This is a genomic window from Cedecea sp. B1(4), from assembly GCF_059414925.1.
Map to the genome: position 1 here is coordinate 362,402 of NZ_JCAHMZ010000001.1, position 19,759 is coordinate 382,160.

Consider the following 19,759-nt stretch of genomic DNA (forward strand, 5'->3'; position numbering starts at 1 on the left):
GGGCTTTTAAATGGATGCACTTGAACTTTTGATTAACCGCCGTAGCGCCTCCCGCCTGGCCGAGCCGGCTCCGGCGGGTGAAGTGCTGGAAAATATTCTGCGTGCCGGGATGCGCGCGCCGGACCACGGTACGCTCCAGCCGTGGCGCTTCATTGTTATTGAAGGGGAAGGGCGCGAGCGCTTTGCTCAGCTTTTAGAGAAAGCAGCCCTTGCGGCCGGCATGGATGAAAAAAGCGTTGAAAAGGCGCGTACATCGCCGTTCCGTGCCCCGCAAATCATTGCCGTGGTCGCGCATTGCGAGACTAATCATAAAGTGCCGGTGTGGGAGCAGGTGGTTTCCGCAGGCTGTGCGGTGATGGCGATGCAAATGGCGGCGGTGGCCCAGGGCTTTAACGGTATCTGGCGCAGCGGCGCGTGGACTGAAAATGATTTGGTGCGCGAAGGGCTGGGTGGCCGTGAGCAGGACAAAGTGGTGGGCTTCCTCTACCTCGGCACGCCGCAGTTGAAAGCGTCGACGACCATCAGCACCCCGGATACTTCTGCGTTCGTTTCTCGCTTCTGATTGGACATTATCCTGCCGGGTGCTGACCCGGCAGGTTCCATTTCTTATTTCTTCTGCTGTTTCGCAAACTCGTCTTTCGCTTTCTGCAGCTGCTGCTGGAAGGCGGCGTTGGTATGCAGCGTGGCCACTACGGCAGATCCCACGACGCGAGCGGCATCAATATCGCTCTGCCAGTGGTAACCGCAAATCACCCGGCTTTGCCCCAGCTCAAACCCGCGTTTCAGGATCTCGTTCTGGCGCTGCGGGTTGATTTCCGCCAGCACCAGCGCGGTGGCCCAGCCAATTGAGGTATGCCCGGACGGATAAGAGCCATTTTTCGACAGCTTATCCTGCTCTTTGGTGTTACAGGTTGGCACACCGTAGAAGGCAAACGGGCGGATGCGCATGTACTTTTCTTTTGCGCCGCGCGTGGCGAGATCACCGGCATCCTCAATCATGTTGGTTAGCAGCTTGTGCAGTTCCGGCGCATCTTTTTCGGTAATTGGCGAGCCAAACGCGCCGGAGAAAGCGTTAGCCACGCCGCCACCGCTCAGGTTGGCATCTTCTTCTGCCAGCTTGCCGCGTTCGGTGGCGCGCAGCAGGCGGCCTTTCTCATACATAGCCTGATCGTTCAGAAACGCAATGCTGCCGATTTCAGGCGGCGGGGGCAACAGCGCCAGGCTGTCAATGGCCTGAGCGTTGGTCAGGTAATAGAGGTCGGGCTTGGTGGTGGCGTCATTTCCTGACGGGGCAAGGGCAAAGGCCGCAGAGGAGAACAGGCCGGCAATACAGAAGGCTAATACGCGTTTTTTCATTGTTATTCCTTACTTGCGTTAGTTGTCCAGTGAGTTGCCAGATGGTTGTAACATTACTGTCATATTCGAGTAAAAGAGCGTATCGGCAAAATGTGGCCTGGCTTCACAAAACGTCCGGATTGCCTGCATAGTGAGCAACGGCACGCGAATTAGGACTGCCAGACTTACCACCAGGACGTTTGAGCGCTACCATATTGGGTACAGAATTTGGCAAAGAAAGGAAAAGTCCATGAAGCAAACCGTTCGTTTGACCCAGTACAGCCACGGCGCAGGATGCGGCTGCAAAATTTCCCCGAAGGTGCTGGAAACCATCCTGCACAGTGAGCAGGCGAAGTTTGTCGATCCTAATCTGTTGGTGGGGAACGAAACCCGCGACGATGCGGCGGTTTATGACCTGGGCAACGGCACCGGTATCATTAGTACCACCGATTTCTTCATGCCGATCGTGGACGATCCCTTCGACTTTGGCCGTATCGCGGCGACCAACGCCATCAGCGACATATACGCCATGGGCGGTAAACCAATTATGGCGATCGCTATTCTCGGCTGGCCGATTAATACGCTGGCGCCCGAAATTGCTCGTGAGGTTATCGAAGGCGGGCGTTTTGTCTGCCAGCAGGCGGGGATTTCGCTCGCTGGTGGCCACTCGATTGACGCGCCTGAACCGATTTTTGGCCTCGCGGTGACCGGCGTTGTGCCTACCGAGCGAGTGAAGAAAAACAGCTCTGCCGAAGCAGGCTGCAAGCTGTACCTGACCAAACCGCTGGGCATTGGCGTGTTGACCACCGCCGAGAAAAAATCCCTGCTGCTGCCAGAGCACAAAGGCCTGGCCGCAGAAACCATGTGCCAGTTGAACAAAGTCGGCGCGGAGTTTGCCGATATTGCGGGCGTGACCGCGATGACGGACGTGACTGGTTTTGGCCTGCTGGGCCACCTGAGCGAAATGTGCGAAGGCGCGGGCGTTCAAGCTGATGTTTGGTTTGAATGCGTGCCAAAATTACCGGGTGTGGAAAGCTACATCGAGCAGGGCTGTGTGCCCGGCGGCACCTCCCGCAACTTCGCCAGCTACGGGCAACTCGTCGGCGAGATGCCGGAGGCCTGGCGCAATCTGCTGTGCGACCCGCAAACTTCCGGCGGCCTGCTGCTGGCGGTTCGTGCGGATGCCGAAGCCGAAGTCTTTGCGGCTGCCGAGCGGAACGGCATTAAGCTCAGCGCCATCGGTGAATTGAAAGAGGCCCGCGCTGGCCGCCCAATGATCGAGATCCGTTAATTCATGCGGCTGTTTATTGCGGAAAAACCAAGCCTTGCGCGAGCCATTGCCGACGTGCTGCCCAAGCCCCATCGTCGAGGCGATGGGTTTATTGAATGCGGCAATGGCCAGGTGGTGACCTGGTGCATTGGCCACCTGCTGGAGCAGGCACAGCCGGACGCCTACGACGGGCGATATGCCCGCTGGAACCTCGCTGACTTGCCCATCGTGCCGGAAAAGTGGCAGCTCCAGCCTCGTCCCTCCGTGACTAAACAGCTCAACGCGATTAAAAAGCTGCTGACTCAGGCAACCGAAGTGGTTCATGCGGGTGACCCCGATCGCGAAGGGCAGTTGCTGGTGGATGAAGTGCTGGACTATCTCCAGCTTGCCCCGGAAAAGCGCCAGCAGGTGCAGCGCTGCCTGATCAATGACCTTAACCCGCAGGCCGTGGAGCGGGCGATTTCCCGCCTGCGCGCCAACAGCGAATTTATTCCGCTTTGCGTTTCGGCGCTGGCCCGCGCCCGTGCCGACTGGCTGTACGGGATTAACATGACCCGCGCCTACACCATTCTCGGGCGCAATGCGGGCTACCAGGGCGTACTGTCCGTAGGCCGCGTCCAGACGCCGGTGCTGGGTCTGGTCGTGCGCCGCGATGAAGAGATTGAAAACTTTGTCGCCAAAGATTATTTCGAAGTAAAAGCCCACATCGTGACGCCCGCCGACGAACGCTTTGTGGCGGTGTGGCAGCCGAGCGAGTCCTGCGAACCCCATCAGGACGAAGAAGGCCGCCTGCTGAACCGCAAGCTGGCGGAGCACGTCGTCGCGCGTATCAACGGCCACCCGGCGATGGTCACCGCCTATAACGATAAACGGGAATCGGAAACCGCGCCGCTGCCGTTTTCGCTCTCGAGCCTGCAAATCGAGGCGGCGAAACGCTTTGGGCTGAGCGCCCAGAACGTGCTGGATATTTGCCAGAAGCTGTACGAAACCCACAAACTCATTACCTACCCGCGTTCGGATTGTCGCTATCTGCCCGAAGAACACTTTGCCGGGCGGCATGCGGTGATGAATGCTATCAGCGTGCATCAGCCGGATTTGCTGCCGCAGCCCGCGGTGGATGCCGATCTGCGTAACCGCTGCTGGGATGATAAAAAAGTGGACGCCCACCACGCGATTATTCCTACCGCACGCAGCTCTGCAATCTCATTAAGTGAAAATGAGGCTAAAGTTTATGGCCTGATCGCCCGTCAATACTTAATGCAGTTCTGTGCCGACGCCGTATTCCGCAAATGCACCATCGATCTGGATATCGCCGGAGGCAAATTTATCGCCAAAGCGCGTTTCCTTGCCGAAGCGGGCTGGCGGGCGCTGCTTGGCAGTAAAGAGCGTGACGAAGAGAACGACGGCACGCCGCTGCCGGTGGTGGCGAAAGGGGACGAACTGCTGTGCGAGCATGGCGAAGTGGTTGAACGGCAAACTCAGCCGCCGCGCCACTTTACCGATGCGACATTATTGTCTGCGATGACCGGGATTGCGCGCTTTGTGCAGGACAAAGATCTGAAAAAGATCCTGCGCGCCACGGACGGATTAGGCACCGAGGCGACGCGAGCCGGGATCATCGAACTGTTATTCAAACGCGCTTTCCTGGTCAAGAAAGGGCGCTATATTCATTCTACGGAAGCCGGGCGGGCGCTGATCCACTCGCTGCCGGAGCTGGCCGCCAGGCCGGACATGACCGCGCACTGGGAATCAACGCTGACGCAAATCAGCGAAAAGCAGTGCCGCTATCAGGACTTTATGCAGCCGCTGGTGCAAACACTTTATGAGCTGATTCATCAGGCGCGAACCACGCCGGTGCGGCACGCATTTAAGGGCATCAAAGCCCAGGATGACGGAAAAAAAGCAAAACGTTGGGCCAAAAAAGAGGGAAGTGATGATGCCAGTAAAAAGCCTGCTCGCCGCCGTCGTGGGGCTAATGATGAGTCTGCCAGCGATGGCGGTGCAGCCCCGTCAGCCTGACGTTGACGTGGTGATCCCGCCGGAAGTGTTCACCCAAAGCAATCAGCCGCAGACGCCGCCCTGCAATCAGTGCTGTATTTATGAAAATAAAAACTATTCTGAAGGGGCGGTGGTGAAGACGGAAGGCATTTTGCTGCAATGCCAGCGTGATGACAAAGTCTTAGGGACTAATCCGCTGGTCTGGCGCCGCGTGAAGCCATAAACGCTTTCAGCAGTGGGATATCCGCCGGGGCGAGGGCATAGTCAAGCGCCTCCGGCGGTTCACACCAAACCAGCTTGCTGTGGCAATGGGCGATGGGTTCGCCGCTAAAGGCCTCAACATGCCAGGCGTGCAGATGAATCATTCTCCCGCTCACTTCGCGCTGATGGCTGGCCACGTAGCCGCTAATTTGTGCGGCAATTCCCAGCTCTTCCAGTAGCTCCCGTGCCAGCGCTTCGGGCTGCGTTTCTCCCCTCTCTACTTTCCCACCTGGAAATTCCCACAGGTCGGGCTGATCGCCATTTTCAGGGCGACGGGCGAGCAGAATTTTGCCTTCGCGCTCGATAATAGCCGCGACAACATCAAGGTTTTTTAGCATTGGTGTCCATTTTCCGTGGGGCTGGCGTGGCATAATACTCGCCCTGAGATGCCAGCAAAAGAGCAACTGAATGATGGAAATGAAAAGCGAGCCCTGGATTGCCCCCCTTAAAACGCTGCCCAAAAGCCTGCGCCCGATTGTGGCGATGCATGAGAAACATTTTGGCGCGGTGCTGAACCCGACCCGCTGGTGGGGGCGACTGCCGTATTTATTCTGGCTGGTGGCGCTGTTTGTCGGCTTTCTGGAAAGACGCCGGGCAAAAATCGACCCGGTGATTCGTTCGCTGGTGATGACCCGGGTATCGCAGCTGTGCAGCTGTGAATTTTGTATCGATGCTAACAGCCTGCGTCTTGCAGAGCGTAGTCAGTCGATGGATAAGGTGCTGGCGGTGGCCAACTGGCAAAATGAGCCGATGTTTAGCGAGAAGGAACGGGTCGCATTGGCCTACGCCGAAGCGGTGACCGCCACGCCGCCACAGGTGACCGACGAGTTAAAAAACAGGCTTAAACAGCATTTCACCGACCAGGCAGGGAGCGAACTTACCGCGCTGATTGCCTTCCAGAACCTTTCGGCTCGCTTTAACGCCGCGCTGGAAATCCCCTCCCAGGGGTTATGTCCGACGAAGGGAAAACGCTAGATGTTCGACAGCTATCTTCACCCACGTATCAAACCCGTGCTTAATCGGCTGGCGGCCGTGCTCGATAAGCCCGCTATCACGCCGGACAGGTTGACGCTGGCAGGATTCGCGATTGGCGCGCTCACTTTGCCTTGTCTGGCACTGCAATGGTATGTCCCGGCGCTAGTCACCATTGTCTTTAACAGGCTGTTTGATGGCCTGGACGGCGCGCTGGCGAGACGAAGAGGGCTAACCGATGCCGGTGGTTTCCTCGATATTACGCTGGATTTTCTTTTTTATGCCCTTGTGCCGTTTGGCTTTATTCTCGCGGACCCGGCGCAAAACGGGCTGGCAGGCGCGTGGTTGCTGTTTTCGTTCATCGGTACCGGCAGCAGCTTTCTGGCGTTTGCTGCCCTTGCGCAGAAGCACGATCTCGTGAATCCAGGCTACGCGCATAAGTCGTTTTACTATCTCGGCGGGTTGACCGAAGGTACCGAGACCATTCTGCTGTTTGTGCTTGGTTGCCTGTTTCCGGGCGGTTTTACCTGGCTGGCGTGGATCTTCGGTTCGCTGTGCTGGCTCACAACGCTCAACCGCGTCTGGGGTGGGTATAAGACGTTAAAACGGCTGGATGACTCCGCAGATTAACCCCCTAACCCCGACCTTCTCCCTGGGGGCGAGGAAGAAAACAATTCCGCTCTGGGGGAGAATACAGCTGCTATTTATCCCCTTTCCCCGTGGGGAAAGGGTTAGGGTGAGGGGGAAGTCCTCAAGTCAGCATCAGTTCGGTTTACGCTCGCCGCTCACGACAGGATTTTTAGAATCAGCGCTCCATTCGTACCAGCCGCCGTCATACAAACCGACATTCTTCCAGCCCATTGCCCGCGCGTACATCAGCGTTTCGGAAGCGCGCCATCCGGTGCCGCAATAAAAAGCAACGTGCTGATCCGGCAAGATGTTCCATTTTTTCCACATTGCGGCGATGTCGTCCCCTGCACGCATGGTGCCGTCCGGGTTATGGAAGTCTTGCATATGCGTGGAGTCAGAGCCCGCGTGGCCCCAGCGGGCTCCCGCAATCTCGCCTTTGGGCTTGATGTAGCTGTACCCGCTGGTGGTGCCGATAAATTCCGGCCAGGAACGAATGCTGACCAGAGAAGCATCTTTGCGGTGCAGCAGCGCGCGTGCCTGTTCCATGTCCAGCATCAGCTGAGGCTGGCCGGGAATCGGGGCACCGAAGTCGGGGGCTGGTGTTGGCTGGCTGGGTAGGCCACGTTCAACGGGCAGATCCGCCGCGCTCCACGTCGCCCAGCCTCCGTCCAGGAGACGGACGTCTTTCACGCCGGCGTACAACATGATCGCTGCCACGCGCGCCGCCGCGTAGACATCACGCCCATACAAAATGACGGTCGTATCGTGCCGGATGCCGTGCTTCGCCAGCATGGTTTTCAGCTTGTCATCGGACACTTTGTTCCACAGCGGCTCGCTCTCCACCTCTTCGGTGTTGATGTAGCCCGCGCCGGGAATATGGCTGAGCAAATATTTTTTCGGCGCGCCCCAGCCCGCTTCAATCACTTTCCACTCCCCGGCAGGCGCTGCGGTGATCGGTTTTTTATTCTGTAAATCATGGATCCATTGCGGGTACACCAGCTGCTCAAAATGCGCCAGCTTTTGCAGGCGGGAAGGATCCTGCAGGGCGTCGGTCAGCATCGCAATCTGCGTAAACCCCAGCTTTTCTAAGCGAGTTTTCACGGCCTGAGCGTCGCTACCATACAGCGCCATCAATCCGGTTTTGCTCAACTGATGCTGCTTAGCCCACGTTGAAAGCTGCTCATCGCTCATTAGCGCCAGCCAGGAGGCCGAAAGATTCAAGGCTGTGGGTTCATGGCCGCCGTTGCCGTTTAAGGTTTGCGGCCAGCCGTTGTAAAACGCGCTCGGGCGAGTATCAATCACGGTACCGTTTACGGCTTTTACGCTGGAGAGGTTCATTTCAGTGGGTACCGAGGCGGCAAAAGTGACCTGGGACAGCCCGGCAAGCAGCAGGGCGGTGGTTAGCTGAGAAACACGTTTCATCTAATAACCTGAAGGATAGCAAAAGAGCCGCAAGTTTAGTCCTCGCTGGCGCTGGCTTCTTTGCGATACCTCATGTTCGATGGGCTAAAGCTGTATAATCTGGCCGTGTGCCGGCGCATCCTGCTCATCGTGAGTAACCAGCACGACCGGCAGTTTGAGCTGTTGGGCTTTTTGCCAGACAAATTCCCGAAAGCCCTGGCGCAGCGGCAGGTCGAGTCGGGAAAAGGGCTCATCCAGCAGCAAAGCTTCGGGTTCAGCCAGCAGGGCGCGTAGGACGCAGACGCGCGCTCGTTCCCCGCCGGAGAGCGTGGCCGGATCTCTGCGGGCATAGTTTGCCAGCCCGGCGCTTTCCAGGACCTCCGAAACAACACGCTGCCGCAGCGAGCGCCCAGCGACGGAGGAGGGAATCGCCATCAACAGATTTTGCCCAACGTTGAGGTGAGGGAATAGCAACGCATCCTGGAACAAAATGCCGATGCGGCGCTGTTCAACGGGCAAATTAGTCAGGCTGCGCTGGTTAAGCCGCAGCGTGCCCAGAGCGCTAAACTCCGGGGCTAAATCGCCGATCATCCAGTTCAGAAACGTCGATTTACCCACGCCGGAGGGGCCCATCAGCGTAACAATTTCGCCCGGAGCAACATCAAAACTGATGTTCATCAGCAGCGGTTCGCCGTTGCGTAAAAGGCAGCAATTTCGCACGCTGAGCATTAGCGTAATCCTTTTCTGTGAGTGCCAGCCAGGCGGCTAACCGAGAGTGTGGCGATAAATACGGCCATCGGCAGCAGCATTTGTAGCAATGCCTGCAGGGCGAACTGCTGGGGATCGCCGCCGCTGCTGAGGGCCACGGCTTCCGTTGTGACGGTGGTAAAGCGGCCCGCTCCGGCATAAAGCGTAGGCAAATATTGCGCGATGCTGACCGAAAAACCGACGGCCAGCGCCGACAGTACAGGCCGCATGAGCAATGGCACCTGGACGAGGCAGAGAATTTTCCAAGCCGACCAGCCGAAAGTTCTCGCCGTCAGCATCAGGCGTGCGTCGATGCGCTGCCAGGCCGGGGCCAGGATAAGCAGCGTGTAAGGGACGACCCACAGCAAATGGCTCCAGATAAGCGCGGCCCAGGTGCCTTCCATGTTCAGCCTGAGCAGCAGTTGGTACTGCCCGGCGGCCAGCGGCAGCGCAGGCAGCAGCAGCGGCAGATACAGCCAGCGATCGTACCGGCGCGGGCAGCCCTTGAGCCACAATATGGTCACGATGAACGCGAGTAACGTGCTGATAAGCCCGGCCACAAAACTTGTCCAGACCGGTGCCAGCTCAGCCTGCTGCCAACCGCTAAGCGTTAAAGTTTCAGGCCAGCGCGCCGGATAGAACCAGCCTTCAGCGAAGGACCAGGTGACAAGCATGGCGAGAGCCATAAAGCCGAACAGAGAAAGTGAACAGGCGGTCATCGCGCCAGCGGAGGACAGATTCAGGGCATAGCGCTTGCCTGAAAAATGCCCGATTCGCAGTTTAAATGTTCCCCACGCTAACCGCCCGAAAACAATAAAACCGCCGAGCAAAAGCAGCAGCACGCAGGAGGCCGCCAGGCCCATGTTCTGCCGAGAAATATCGCTGTCCGTTAACCATTGCCAGGCCAGCACGGCCAAAGTGGGCGGGTTAGCGGGGCCAAGAATAAGCGCGGCGTCCACGACGGAAACACTGTATGCCGTCACCGCCACTAAAGCCCAGCCCAGACGCGGCAAGAGCTGCGGCACAAGCACGTAGAGACGGGATTGTAGCTCGCCGTAGCCGAGCGTTCTGGCAAACGTTATCTGCTGGCTCAGCTGTTCGCTTTGTAGCTGTGCGGCTGAGAACCATAGCAAGAACCAGGCTTCTTTTAGCGCCAGCATGAGGCCGAGGATAAAGCCGTAGTTATCCGGCGGCGGAGAAAGGTTGAAAATGCGCGCCAGCCAGCCGCTGTCCGAAAACAGGAAGAAAAAGCCGCTGGCAAGGGCGACATGTGGCAGCGCCAGCAGCAGCGGCAGGCGCTGAAGATAGCGCTGCCAGCGCTCGCCGGGATACAGGGTACAAAGAATGATTAACACCAGCAGCAGCGCCCCGCCAACGCTGAGAGTGGTTGACACCAGCGTGGCAATGAAGGCTTCCGGCCACTGTGAGTCTTGCCAGAAGGCAAGCCAGGTTTCACCTTGCAGTAATGGCGGTACGATCAGGGCAAGCCCCGGCAGCACGGGCACAAACACCAGGCCCATCGCCAGTGCTCCTGCAAATGTAAAGCCGCGGCTCATCGCGACCCGTAACGCTGAAGCCAGGCTTGCTCCAGCGAGTTAACCCAGGCGGCGTGAGGTTCTGCCAGGAAAGGAACCGGATGCTGGCTTTTGGGCACCAGATCCTCAAGCTGTGATTTGTGCGGTGGCGGCAGCGCGTTGCTGCTCAGCACGCTCGCGTCGCCCCAGACAGCCGGATCGGCTTTGCGGATTTGCGCTTCCGGGGACATCAGTAAATTAGCCACGATCTGCGCTCCGGCTTTGGCGCTGCTGTTCGCCGGAATAGCGACGAAATGCACGTTGCCCAGCATACCGGCGCTAAAGCCAAAGGGTTCTGCCGACGGCTGGAGCTGGCGGCGAGCGATCAGATTGTCGACGTGCGCCGGGTTGAAGGTCACTGACAGCAGCAGCTCGCCGTCAGCCAGCATACGATCCATGCGTGCCGGCGTCGGCGGGAACGTTTTACCTTTTTGCCAAAGGAACGGATGAAGCTGGTCAAGGTAACGCCAGAGCGGGGCGGTGACTTGCTCGAAGGTGGCGGGATCCGGGGCCGTTTTCAGCGCGGCCGGTTTTTCGGTCAAGACAATCAAAAGCTGTTCAAGGAACGCCGTGCCGGTAAAGTCGGGCGGGCGAGGATAGCTGAGCTTGCCGGGATGGGCTTTGGCGAAGGCCAGCAGTTGTTCTGTATTTTGCGGAAAGGCTGGCGTGCGTTGCTTATCGCCGATGAACATCAGCTGGGCGCTTCCCCAGGGTGCCTCAGCCCCGTCAACCGGTACCGAGAAATCTTCCCGCACAGGTTTTTTCACGTCAACATATCGCCAGTTTGGCAGATTTTCGGCCCAGTTCTCGCTGAGCAACCCTGCCTGCTTGAGCACGCTGAAGTTTTCACCGTTGACCCAAAGCAGATCTACCGACCCGTTGGTTTTTCTGCCTGCAGTCGCTTCGCTTTGAATGCGCCTCACCGCATCGGCTGCGTCCGCCAGCTTCACCACTTTAAGCGTCACGCCGTAATGCGTTTTTACTTCATGGCTGACCCAGTCCAGATAGCCGTTAACGGCGGGATCGCCGCCCCAGGCGTTGAAATAAACCGTCTGGCCGTTGGCCTGCTGACGAATGTTCTGCCAGTCCTCAGGTTGGGCCACGGCACTAAAGCCGATCATCGTCAGGGCAAACATCAGCGCCCGTATTCTAGGAATAAAGCGTTGCAAGAGAAAGTCCTCAGCGTGTTATGGGGCGGTTCGTTTGGCTAGCCAGCGCGCGGCCAGCGGCAATAGCCCTAACAGGGCAAACATCAGCATCATACCGGGGGAGAGAATATCGCCCAGGCTTTGTAACTGGCTCAGTTGCCTGCCGGTGTTAATGTAGACCACGATGGCGGGCAGCATGCCGAGCAGGCTGATCGCGGCATAGCGAACGACGCCCATTGGCGTCAGGCCCATTAATAAATTCACCAGCACAAAAGGGAAGACCGGCGCGAGCCGCAGGGCAAAGAGGTAATGGCCGCCGTCGCGCCGTATGCCCTGATTCACTTTTTCCATCATGTGTGAGAAACGGCGCTGTACCCAGTCCCGCAGCAGGTAACGACTGATTAACATGGCGACGGTCGCACCTGCAGTGGCCGCCAGGGCAACCAGCACGGTGCCCAGCACCACACCAAAGATAGCGCCGCCCAGCAGCGTGAGCAGGGTGGCACCGGGAATGGAAAAGGCGGCGGTGAGAAAGTAGCAGCCCAAAAAAGTTACAATCGCCGCTATTGGGTGCTGCGCATGCCAGTGCGCAAACGCTATCTGAGAGTGCTGAAGTGCCGACAGGCTTATTGTGCCCGGAGGAAGCAGATACCAAAACAACCCCGCCATGATGACCAGCAGCGCAAAGAGACTCTTACGCACATCTACCTCTTCTCTTTTGTTTATCCATCGTCATACCATGCCGCTGCAGTAAAGGCGTGGAGTATAGCGGAGGGAGCGTGACAGCGAGCTTGAGCCAGGTCATGAAGCGGATACAGACTTATACATTTTGGCCTGGCGGAGAACATATGGCAGATACATAGCGGTAGTTAAATGGCGGCTCTTCTTACCCACGATTGAGGAATCACGATGTCCAGCAAACTCGAGAAAGTGCTTTATACCGCCCATACCACTACCGTTGGCGCTCGCAGCGGGCACGGGCGTTCGGACGACGGCAGCCTGGACGTGCAGCTCAGTACGCCGGGGTCCGGCAAGCCGGGGACGAATCCAGAACAGCTTTTTGCCGTCGGTTATTCCGCCTGCTTTATGGGGGCGATTGGGCTGGCGGGGAAAAAGCTGGCTATCCGCATTCCGGAGGAAACCGCCGTGGACGCCAGTGTTTCGCTGGGAAAAGTCGATAACGACAGCCAGTTTGCGCTGGCGGTGACGCTTCACGTCAGGCTGCCTGGGCTGAGCGAGGCCCAGCGGGAAACCTTGCTCGCGATCGCCCACGCCACTTGTCCTTACTCGCGTGCGATTAGCGGCAATGTTGACGTGACGCTGCTTTCACAAGGGTAACGACAAAACGCCTTCGATAGTCGGGGGCGTTTAACTTTTTAAGCGGGTTCTTTTTATCAGCCAGTGAGACAGGAGCGGCAGCAGGCCAATCAGCGCCAATAACAGCAGCATGGTGGGGGAAATAATGTCCCGCAGGCTTTCTATCTGACTGAGCTGGCGGCCGGTGCTGATGTACAGCACGATAGACGGCAGCAGGCCAAGCAGTGTGACTATCGCGAAACGAACGGCGGAAATCGGCGTCAGCCCCATCAGCAGGTTGATGATGGAAAAGGGCAGAACCGGTACCAGGCGCAGGGCAAACAGGCAGTGCGTAATATTGTGCTTAATGCCCTCGTTGATCTTTGCCATGGTGGTGGCAAAGCGCCGCTGTACCCAGTCATGCAAGAAGTAACGGCTCAGCAACATCGCCACGGTTGCGCCGCTGGCAGCCGCCGTGGCAACCAGGACGGTGCCTTCGACCAGCCCAAACAGCGCGCCGCCCATCAGGGTCATAATGCGCGTGCCGGGGAAGGAAAGGGCGGAAATCAGGAAATAGCCGAGGAAGAAGGCACTCATCACCAGCGCCGGGCGCTCGGCGTGCCAGAGAGTAAGCTGGGCGTGATATTTCTGCAGCGTCGCCAGGCTAAGGGTGCCCGGCGGCAGCAGGATTAACAGCGAGATGACCAGCGTGGCCAGCAGCAAAAACAGGATTTTACGCATTCTGTTCGCGCCTCGTCAGGGGGAAAAACGGCATCTCGCTATCCTTGTCTGAAGATGTGTCTACCTTCAGTATTTCCCTTACCGCTTAAACTGCGCCCAAACAGGGGCGTGGTCGGACGGTTTTTCCATGCCGCGAATGTCGTAGTCGATCCCGGTTGCCACGCAGTGCGGCGCCAGCCCCTGGCTTGCCAACAGCAGGTCTATACGCAGGCCACGGTTATCGTCGAAGCCTTTTGAACGGTAGTCAAACCACGAGAATTTGTCCTGTGCTTCCGGGTTAGCGTGGCGGTAAGTGTCCACCAGGCCCCAGCCGAGCAGGCGAGCCATCCATTCACGCTCTTCCGGCAGGAACGAGCATTTCCCGGTGCGCAACCAGCGCTTGCGGCTATCTTCACCGATCCCGATGTCGAGATCCGTCGGGCTGATATTCATATCCCCCATGATCAGCACCGGATTTTCCGGGCGCAGTTCACCCTGCAGGAAGTCCTGCAGATCCTGGTAAAACTTAGTCTTGGCCGGGAATTTGGTTTCATGATCGCGGCTTTCGCCCTGCGGGAAGTAGCCGTTGATCACCGTCAGGTTGCCAAATTCAGACGGGATTTCCGCCATGATAATGCGCCGCTGGGCGTCTTCGTCATCGGTCGGGAAGCCTTTCCGCACCGCAATCGGCTTCTCTTTGGTCAGCAGCGCCACGCCGTAATGACCCTTCTGGCCATGATAAAACACGTGATAGCCCAGTTTCTCCACGTCTTCCAGCGGGAACATATCGTCGTGCACTTTGGTTTCCTGCAGACCAATAACGTCCGGCTGATGCTGTTCCACGATGGCTTCAAGCTGATGAGGACGGGCGCGCAGGCCGTTGATATTAAAAGAGACAAATTTCATAGTCGCTGCCAGGTTGTCAGGTTAATTGTTGCAGGATGGTAGCAGAAAACGGCGCAGGTTGCTGCGCTGAAGCTAATCGTTGCCATAGGCGAGTCTGACGGGCAAAAATAAAGCAACATTTGCACCAAAATTGATCTCGATGCGCAAAAAGGGGGCGAAAACGGCAGGCAAATCCCGAAGGCGATCACAATTCCAGCATTATATTTTACCACTGCATAATATTTCTTGTTTTCGTGTCGCGAATCAGGCGATACGTTAAAACTATGCACTTTTTATTCATTTTATGTGAATAGTGAGTGTTTTTAAGTTATTGATTTTTCGTTTACCCCTCAGGTTTATGCATTTTTATCGCTGGCTGGCACGATGCCTGCAATCTACATTTACAGCGCAAACACTCAATTATTTAACATTTAATAAACTTTTTATTTACCGTGAGGGGTCACTATGTCGCAGTCAATTACACGCCAACATTTCGACGAATGGATGATGCCGGTTTATGCCCCTGCGCCTTTTATTCCGGTTCGTGGCGAGGGTTCCACCCTGTGGGATCAGAAGGGAAAAGACTACATCGACTTTGCTGGTGGCATCGCGGTTAACGCCCTGGGACATGCTCACCCTGAAATGCGCAAAGCGCTGGAGGAGCAGGCGGCAAAATTCTGGCACACCGGCAATGGTTACACCAACGAGCCGGTATTGAAGCTGGCTAAGCAGCTCATCGACGCTACCTTTGCGGAGAAAGTGTTCTTCTGTAACTCAGGGGCCGAGGCCAACGAGGCGGCGCTGAAGCTGGCGCGTAAGTATGCCCATGATAATTTTGGCGCACAGAAAAGCGGCATCGTAGCGTTCAAGAACGCGTTCCATGGCCGCACGCTGTTTACCGTCACGGCCGGTGGTCAGCCCGCTTATTCTCAGGATTTTGCGCCGCTGCCGCCGCAGATTAACCACGCGGTATTTAACGATTTGCAGTCTGCCCGTGAGCTGATTAACGATGAAACCTGTGCGGTGATCGTCGAACCTATGCAGGGTGAAGGTGGGGTCGTTCCCGCGACGCCAGAGTTCCTTCAGGGGCTGCGCGAACTTTGCGACAAACACAATGCGGTACTTATTTTTGACGAAGTACAAACCGGCGTGGGCCGCACCGGCTCGCTGTATGCCTATATGCATTATGGCGTGACGCCGGACGTGCTCTCGACGGCCAAAGCGCTGGGCGGCGGCTTCCCGATTGGCGCGCTGCTGACCACCGATCGCTTTGCCAAAGTGATGGTGGTTGGCACCCACGGCACCACCTACGGCGGCAACCCGCTGGCCTCTGCTGTGGCCGGACGCGTGCTGGAAATCATTAATACGCCGGAGGTGCTCAATGGCGTGAAACAGCGCCATGACTGGTTTGTTGAGCGCCTGAACCACATTAACCAGAAGCACCAGCTGTTCAGCGAAGTACGCGGCTTAGGGTTGCTGATCGGCTGTGCCCTGCGCCCTGAACATGCCGGTAAAGCGAAACTTATTCTGCAGGCTGCCGCGCAGGAAGGCCTGATGATGCTGATCGCCGGGGCTAACGTGCTGCGTTTTGCACCTGCGCTCATCGTCAGCGAAGCAGAAGTTCAGCTGGGCCTGGATCGCTTCGAGCGTGCCTGCGAACGCTTCCTCGCGGGAGTTTCATCATGATGGTAATCCGCCCGATTGAACGAGGCGATCTGGCGGGGTTGCTTAAGCTTGCCGGGAAAACCGGCGGCGGGCTGACCTCGCTCCCCGCCGATGAAAAAACGTTGGCCGACCGAATCGAACGCTCGCTGCAGACCTGGCAGGGCGGGCTGCCGAAGGGCGATCAGGGCTATGTTTTTGTGCTGGAAGATACCAGCAGCGGCCAGATGGTGGGGATTTGCGCCATTGAGGTGGCCGTGGGCCTGAACGACCCCTGGTACAACTACCGGGTCGGGACACTGGTTCATGCCTCCAAAGAGTTGAATATCTATAACGCACTGCCGACGCTTTTTCTCACCCACGACCATACCGGAGCGAGCGAGCTTTGCACGCTGTTCCTCGACCCGGCCTGGCGTAAAGAGGGCAACGGGTATCTGTTATCCAAGTCCCGTTTTCTGTTTATGGCCGCCTTCCGCGAGCGCTTCAACGACAAAGTGGTTGCCGAGATGCGCGGAGTAATCGATGAACACGGGCATTCACCGTTCTGGGAAAGCCTTGGGAATCGCTTCTTCTCTATGGAGTTCGCTCGCGCCGACTACTTGTGTGGCACCGGGCAGAAAGCTTTTATTGCCGAGCTGATGCCAAAACACCCGATTTATACCGACTTCCTTTCCAAAGAGGCGCAGACGGTTATCGGCCAGGTGCATCCGCAAACGGCGCCAGCGCGCACGGTGCTTGAAGCTGAAGGATTCCGCTATCGTAACTATGTCGACATCTTCGACGGTGGTCCTACGCTGGAGTGCGATATCGACCGCGTGCGGGCGATCCGCAAGAGCCGTCTGCAAACCGTCGCTGTCGGCCAGCCTGCTACCGACGAACTGCCCGTTTGTCTGGTCGCCAACGAAAATTACCACCAGTTCCGCGTGATGCTGATCAAAGCCGATCCAAAAGGCGAGAAACTGGTTATTGATGCCGCAACCGCCGATGCGCTGAAGTGCGCCAGCGGCGACACCGTGCGCGTGGTGCGCCTGTGCCCTGAGGAGAAAAAAGTATGACTAACTGGATTAACGGACAATGGGTACCGGGCCGCGGCGAAGCGCTGTTAAAACATAACCCTGTCAGCGGCTCGCTGCTGTGGGAAGGGCTGGTGGCGGATAAAACGCAGGTAGAAGAAGCCTGCCGTGCGGCTCGTGCGGCGTTTCCCGCCTGGGCGAAACGCCCGTTTGCAGAACGCCAGGAGATTGTGGAGCGTTTTGCCGGCCTGCTTGAGACGAATAAAACTGCACTCGCTGAAACAATTGCGCAAGAAACCGGCAAACCTCGCTGGGAAGCGGCCACCGAAGTGACCGCGATGGTTAATAAAATTGCCATTTCCATCAAGTCTTACCACACCAGAACGGGCGAAACACACACCACGATGCCTGACGGGGCGGCGACTTTACGCCATCGCCCTCATGGCGTGCTTGCAGTCTTTGGCCCTTACAATTTCCCAGGCCACTTGCCCAACGGCCATATCGTGCCGGGACTGCTGGCCGGCAACACCCTGGTGTTTAAACCGAGCGAGCTAACGCCGCGTATCGGTGAGCAGGTGATGAAGCTGTGGGAGGAGGCCGGTATCCCAACTGGCGTGCTGAACCTGGTGCAGGGGGGGCGCGAAACCGGCGAGGCGCTGTCTAATCAGTCGGAGCTTGATGGGCTCCTGTTTACCGGCAGCGCGGGCACCGGCTACCACCTTCACCGGCAGTTTGCCGGGCAACCTGAGAAGATCCTTGCTCTGGAAATGGGCGGAAACAACCCGCTGATAGTCGAAGATCCGCAGGATATCGACGGTGCCGTTCACGTGGCTATTCAGTCGGCGTTTATCACCGCCGGGCAGCGCTGCACCTGCGCCCGCCGTCTGCTGGTTAAGCAGGGTGAGCAGGGGGATGCATTTATTCGTCGTCTGGTTGAGGTCTCTGCCCGTTTGCAGCCGGGGGAATGGGACGCTATGCCACAACCGTTTATTGGCGGATTGATTTCGGTGCAGGCGGCTGAAAGGGTGCTGACCGCGTTTCAGGCTCATGTTACCCGCGGCGGTAAACCGCTGCTTGAACCAAAAATGATTCGTCCAGGCACCTCTTTACTGACGCCGGGCATCGTTGAGCTTAGCGGCGTGGCCGACGTGCCGGATGAAGAAGTGTTTGGCCCGCTGCTGGCGATTTACCGCTATGACAGCTTTGACGATGCGATTCGGATGGCGAACGACACACGCTATGGCCTGGCGAGCGGGCTGATTTCACCGTCCCGCGAACAGTTTGACCAGCTTTTACTGGAAGCCAGAGCCGGGATCGTGAACTGGAATAAACCGCTGACCGGGGCCGCCAGCACTGCGCCATTCGGCGGCGTGGGCGCTTCAGGTAACCACCGCGCCAGCGCCTGGTATGCGGCGGATTACTGCGCCTGGCCGATGGCCTCGTTGGAAAGTACGAGCTTCGCGTTGCCACCAACCCTGAGTCCAGGGCTCGATTTTAGCCGCGAGGAGCAGCCATGAAGAAAGCACGTGAGGCCAACTTCGACGGACTGGTGGGGCTGACCCACCATTACGCCGGGCTGTCGTTCGGCAATGAAGCCTCGACGAAGCACCAGTTTCGCGTGTCTAACCCGAAGCTGGCGGCGAAGCAGGGGTTGCTGAAAATGAAAGCGCTGGCGGACGCGGGTTATCCGCAGGGAGTGATTGCCCCGCAGGAGCGTCCGAATATCGGCGTGCTGCGTCAGATAGGCTTTAGCGGCAGCGACGAGCAGGTTGTTGAGCGTGCAGCTCGGCAAGCTCCGCAGCTACTGTCCGCCGCCAGTTCGGCCTCTTCGATGTGGGTGGCCAATGCGGCGACGGTATCACCGTCAGCCGATACGCTGGACGGCAAAGTGCATCTCACCGTCGCCAACCTGAACAATAAGTTCCACCGCGCCAGCGAAGCACCGACGACGGAAAGCGTGCTGCGGGCGATGTTCCGGGATACCGGGTGTTTTGCCGTGCACGGCGCGCTGCCGCAGGTGGCGATGTTTGGTGACGAAGGTGCCGCCAACCATAACCGTTTAGGCGGCGAGTATGGCGAGCCTGGCGTGCAGCTGTTTGTTTATGGTCGCGAAGACTCGAAAAGCGGGCAGGCGCCGGCCCGGTATCCCGCTCGTCAGACGCTGGAAGCCAGCCAGGCCGTGGCACGTTTGAATCAGGTACGTTCTGAGCAGGTTATCTTCGCTCAGCAAAACCCGGCGGTGATCGACCAGGGCGTTTTTCACAACGACGTTATTGCAGTTTCTAACCGCGAGGTGCTGTTTTGCCACCAGCATGCGTTTGTGGATCAGCCGGGGCTTTATCAGCGCCTGCGCGAAAAAGTCCCGGGCTTTACGGCCCTGGAAGTCCCGGACGATTTGGTTTCGGTGGCAGATGCGGTTTCGACCTATCTGTTTAACAGCCAGCTGTTGAGTCGCGCCGACGGCGGCATGACGCTCGTGCTGCCGGAAGAGTCTCGCCAGCATCCAGGCGTCTGGCGCTACCTTAATCAACTGCTGGAGGCGGATAACCCTGTCCGTGAGCTGCAGGTGTTTGATCTGCGGGAAAGCATGGCTAACGGCGGTGGCCCGGCCTGTTTACGCCTGAGAGTGGTACTGACGGACGAAGAGCTTAAAGCTGTTAATCCGGCGGTGATGATGAACGACACGCTGTTTATGACGCTTAATGGCTGGGTTGATCGCTGGTATCGCGACCGTTTAACCCAGGCTGATTTAGCCGATCCGCAGCTGTTGCGCGAAGGGCGTGAAGCGCTGGATGAACTGACGCACATTCTGGATTTAGGTTCCGTGTACCCGTTCCAGCAATAGGG

At 57.8% G+C, this 19,759-nt stretch carries 20 protein-coding genes; 11 read left to right on the forward strand and 9 right to left on the reverse strand.

All coding sequences use genetic code 11. From position 1 onward, the window contains the following. Positions 1-10 precede the first annotated feature (10 nt). Positions 11-562 carry an NAD(P)H nitroreductase gene (locus ACR6JA_RS01770; RefSeq protein ID WP_166874945.1) on the forward strand — a complete coding sequence of 184 codons (552 nt, stop codon included), beginning with the start codon at positions 11-13 and terminating at the stop codon, positions 560-562. 44 nt (positions 563-606) lie between these two features. On the opposite strand, the gene phoC is transcribed toward ACR6JA_RS01770, so the two are convergent. Next, positions 607-1,356, reverse strand: a complete 750-nt coding sequence (gene phoC / locus ACR6JA_RS01775; RefSeq protein ID WP_494493413.1) for an acid phosphatase PhoC — start codon at positions 1,354-1,356, stop codon at positions 607-609. A 229-nt stretch (positions 1,357-1,585) separates the two neighbouring features. On the opposite strand from phoC, the gene selD reads away from it, so the two are divergent. Genes selD through ACR6JA_RS01790 form a run of 3 tightly spaced genes read left to right on the forward strand, consistent with a single transcriptional unit; the run spans position 1,586 to position 4,826 of the window. Continuing rightward, positions 1,586-2,626 (forward strand): selenide, water dikinase SelD, encoded by a 1,041-nt coding sequence (gene selD / locus ACR6JA_RS01780; protein WP_008456654.1) that lies wholly within the window; start codon positions 1,586-1,588, stop codon positions 2,624-2,626. Between the two features lie 3 nt (positions 2,627-2,629). Beyond that, on the forward strand, positions 2,630-4,624 hold the full coding sequence (locus tag ACR6JA_RS01785) for a DNA topoisomerase III (protein ID WP_494493414.1): 1,995 nt from the start codon (positions 2,630-2,632) through the stop codon (positions 4,622-4,624). Then, positions 4,581-4,826 carry a YnjH family protein gene (locus ACR6JA_RS01790; RefSeq protein ID WP_494493415.1) on the forward strand — a complete coding sequence of 82 codons (246 nt, stop codon included), beginning with the start codon at positions 4,581-4,583 and terminating at the stop codon, positions 4,824-4,826. Before ACR6JA_RS01785 ends, ACR6JA_RS01790 begins: the two co-directional genes overlap by 44 nt. Here ACR6JA_RS01790 and ACR6JA_RS01795 read toward each other — a convergent pair. Further along, the gene (locus tag ACR6JA_RS01795; protein ID WP_494493416.1) at positions 4,792-5,202 is read right to left on the reverse strand and encodes a pyrimidine (deoxy)nucleoside triphosphate diphosphatase; all 411 of its coding nucleotides are present in this window, start codon (positions 5,200-5,202) and stop codon (positions 4,792-4,794) included. The two genes, ACR6JA_RS01790 and ACR6JA_RS01795, sit on opposite strands and share 35 nt — an antisense overlap. A 70-nt stretch (positions 5,203-5,272) precedes the next feature. Here ACR6JA_RS01795 and ACR6JA_RS01800 point away from each other — a divergent pair, with 70 nt between their 5' ends. Together ACR6JA_RS01800 and ACR6JA_RS01805 are read left to right on the forward strand one after the other, a co-directional pair. Next, positions 5,273-5,839, forward strand: a complete 567-nt coding sequence (locus tag ACR6JA_RS01800; protein ID WP_494493417.1) for a carboxymuconolactone decarboxylase family protein — start codon at positions 5,273-5,275, stop codon at positions 5,837-5,839. Further along, a complete protein-coding gene (locus ACR6JA_RS01805; RefSeq protein ID WP_494493418.1) occupies positions 5,840-6,466 on the forward strand; it encodes a CDP-alcohol phosphatidyltransferase family protein in 627 nt (208 codons plus the stop codon). A gap of 132 nt (positions 6,467-6,598) precedes the next feature. On the opposite strand, the gene ACR6JA_RS01810 is transcribed toward ACR6JA_RS01805, so the two are convergent. The 5 genes from ACR6JA_RS01810 to ACR6JA_RS01830 all read right to left on the reverse strand — a co-directional run bounded on the left by ACR6JA_RS01810 (position 6,599) and on the right by ACR6JA_RS01830 (position 12,038). Beyond that, complete coding sequence (locus ACR6JA_RS01810; protein ID WP_494493419.1) at positions 6,599-7,888, reverse strand: sulfurtransferase; 1,290 nt, start codon at positions 7,886-7,888, stop codon at positions 6,599-6,601. Positions 7,889-7,972: 84 nt separating this feature from the next. Then, on the reverse strand, positions 7,973-8,596 hold the full coding sequence (locus ACR6JA_RS01815) for an ATP-binding cassette domain-containing protein (protein ID WP_494493420.1): 624 nt from the start codon (positions 8,594-8,596) through the stop codon (positions 7,973-7,975). Continuing rightward, entirely contained in the window at positions 8,596-10,134 is a 1,539-nt protein-coding gene (locus tag ACR6JA_RS01820) for an ABC transporter permease (protein WP_494493421.1), read from the reverse strand. The genes ACR6JA_RS01815 and ACR6JA_RS01820 overlap by 1 nt, the downstream gene beginning before the upstream one ends. A 32-nt stretch (positions 10,135-10,166) precedes the next feature. Next, the gene (locus tag ACR6JA_RS01825) at positions 10,167-11,324 is read right to left on the reverse strand and encodes an ABC transporter substrate-binding protein (protein ID WP_494493595.1); all 1,158 of its coding nucleotides are present in this window, start codon (positions 11,322-11,324) and stop codon (positions 10,167-10,169) included. A 51-nt stretch (positions 11,325-11,375) separates the two neighbouring features. Further along, entirely contained in the window at positions 11,376-12,038 is a 663-nt protein-coding gene (locus ACR6JA_RS01830; protein WP_494493422.1) for a TVP38/TMEM64 family protein, read from the reverse strand. Between the two features lie 207 nt (positions 12,039-12,245). Here ACR6JA_RS01830 and ACR6JA_RS01835 point away from each other — a divergent pair, with 207 nt between their 5' ends. Next, a complete protein-coding gene (locus ACR6JA_RS01835) occupies positions 12,246-12,674 on the forward strand; it encodes an organic hydroperoxide resistance protein (RefSeq protein WP_494493423.1) in 429 nt (142 codons plus the stop codon). Between the two features lie 30 nt (positions 12,675-12,704). On the opposite strand, the gene ACR6JA_RS01840 is transcribed toward ACR6JA_RS01835, so the two are convergent. Together ACR6JA_RS01840 and xthA are read right to left on the reverse strand one after the other, a co-directional pair. Next, complete coding sequence (locus tag ACR6JA_RS01840; protein ID WP_213715660.1) at positions 12,705-13,373, reverse strand: TVP38/TMEM64 family protein; 669 nt, start codon at positions 13,371-13,373, stop codon at positions 12,705-12,707. A 78-nt stretch (positions 13,374-13,451) separates the two neighbouring features. Next, a complete protein-coding gene (gene xthA / locus ACR6JA_RS01845; protein WP_039292300.1) occupies positions 13,452-14,258 on the reverse strand; it encodes an exodeoxyribonuclease III in 807 nt (268 codons plus the stop codon). Between the two features lie 444 nt (positions 14,259-14,702). Between xthA and ACR6JA_RS01850 the strand changes: the two genes are divergently transcribed. The 4 genes from ACR6JA_RS01850 to astB are packed head-to-tail and all read left to right on the forward strand — an operon-like array spanning position 14,703 to position 19,757. Further along, complete coding sequence (locus ACR6JA_RS01850; RefSeq protein ID WP_494493424.1) at positions 14,703-15,923, forward strand: aspartate aminotransferase family protein; 1,221 nt, start codon at positions 14,703-14,705, stop codon at positions 15,921-15,923. Then, on the forward strand, positions 15,920-16,954 hold the full coding sequence (gene astA, locus ACR6JA_RS01855; protein ID WP_494493425.1) for an arginine N-succinyltransferase: 1,035 nt from the start codon (positions 15,920-15,922) through the stop codon (positions 16,952-16,954). The genes ACR6JA_RS01850 and astA overlap by 4 nt, the downstream gene beginning before the upstream one ends. After that, on the forward strand, positions 16,951-18,429 hold the full coding sequence (gene astD, locus ACR6JA_RS01860; protein WP_494493426.1) for a succinylglutamate-semialdehyde dehydrogenase: 1,479 nt from the start codon (positions 16,951-16,953) through the stop codon (positions 18,427-18,429). The genes astA and astD overlap by 4 nt, the downstream gene beginning before the upstream one ends. Continuing rightward, entirely contained in the window at positions 18,426-19,757 is a 1,332-nt protein-coding gene (astB, locus tag ACR6JA_RS01865) for an N-succinylarginine dihydrolase (protein WP_494493427.1), read from the forward strand. Before astD ends, astB begins: the two co-directional genes overlap by 4 nt. The last annotated feature ends 2 nt before the right edge of the window (positions 19,758-19,759 follow it).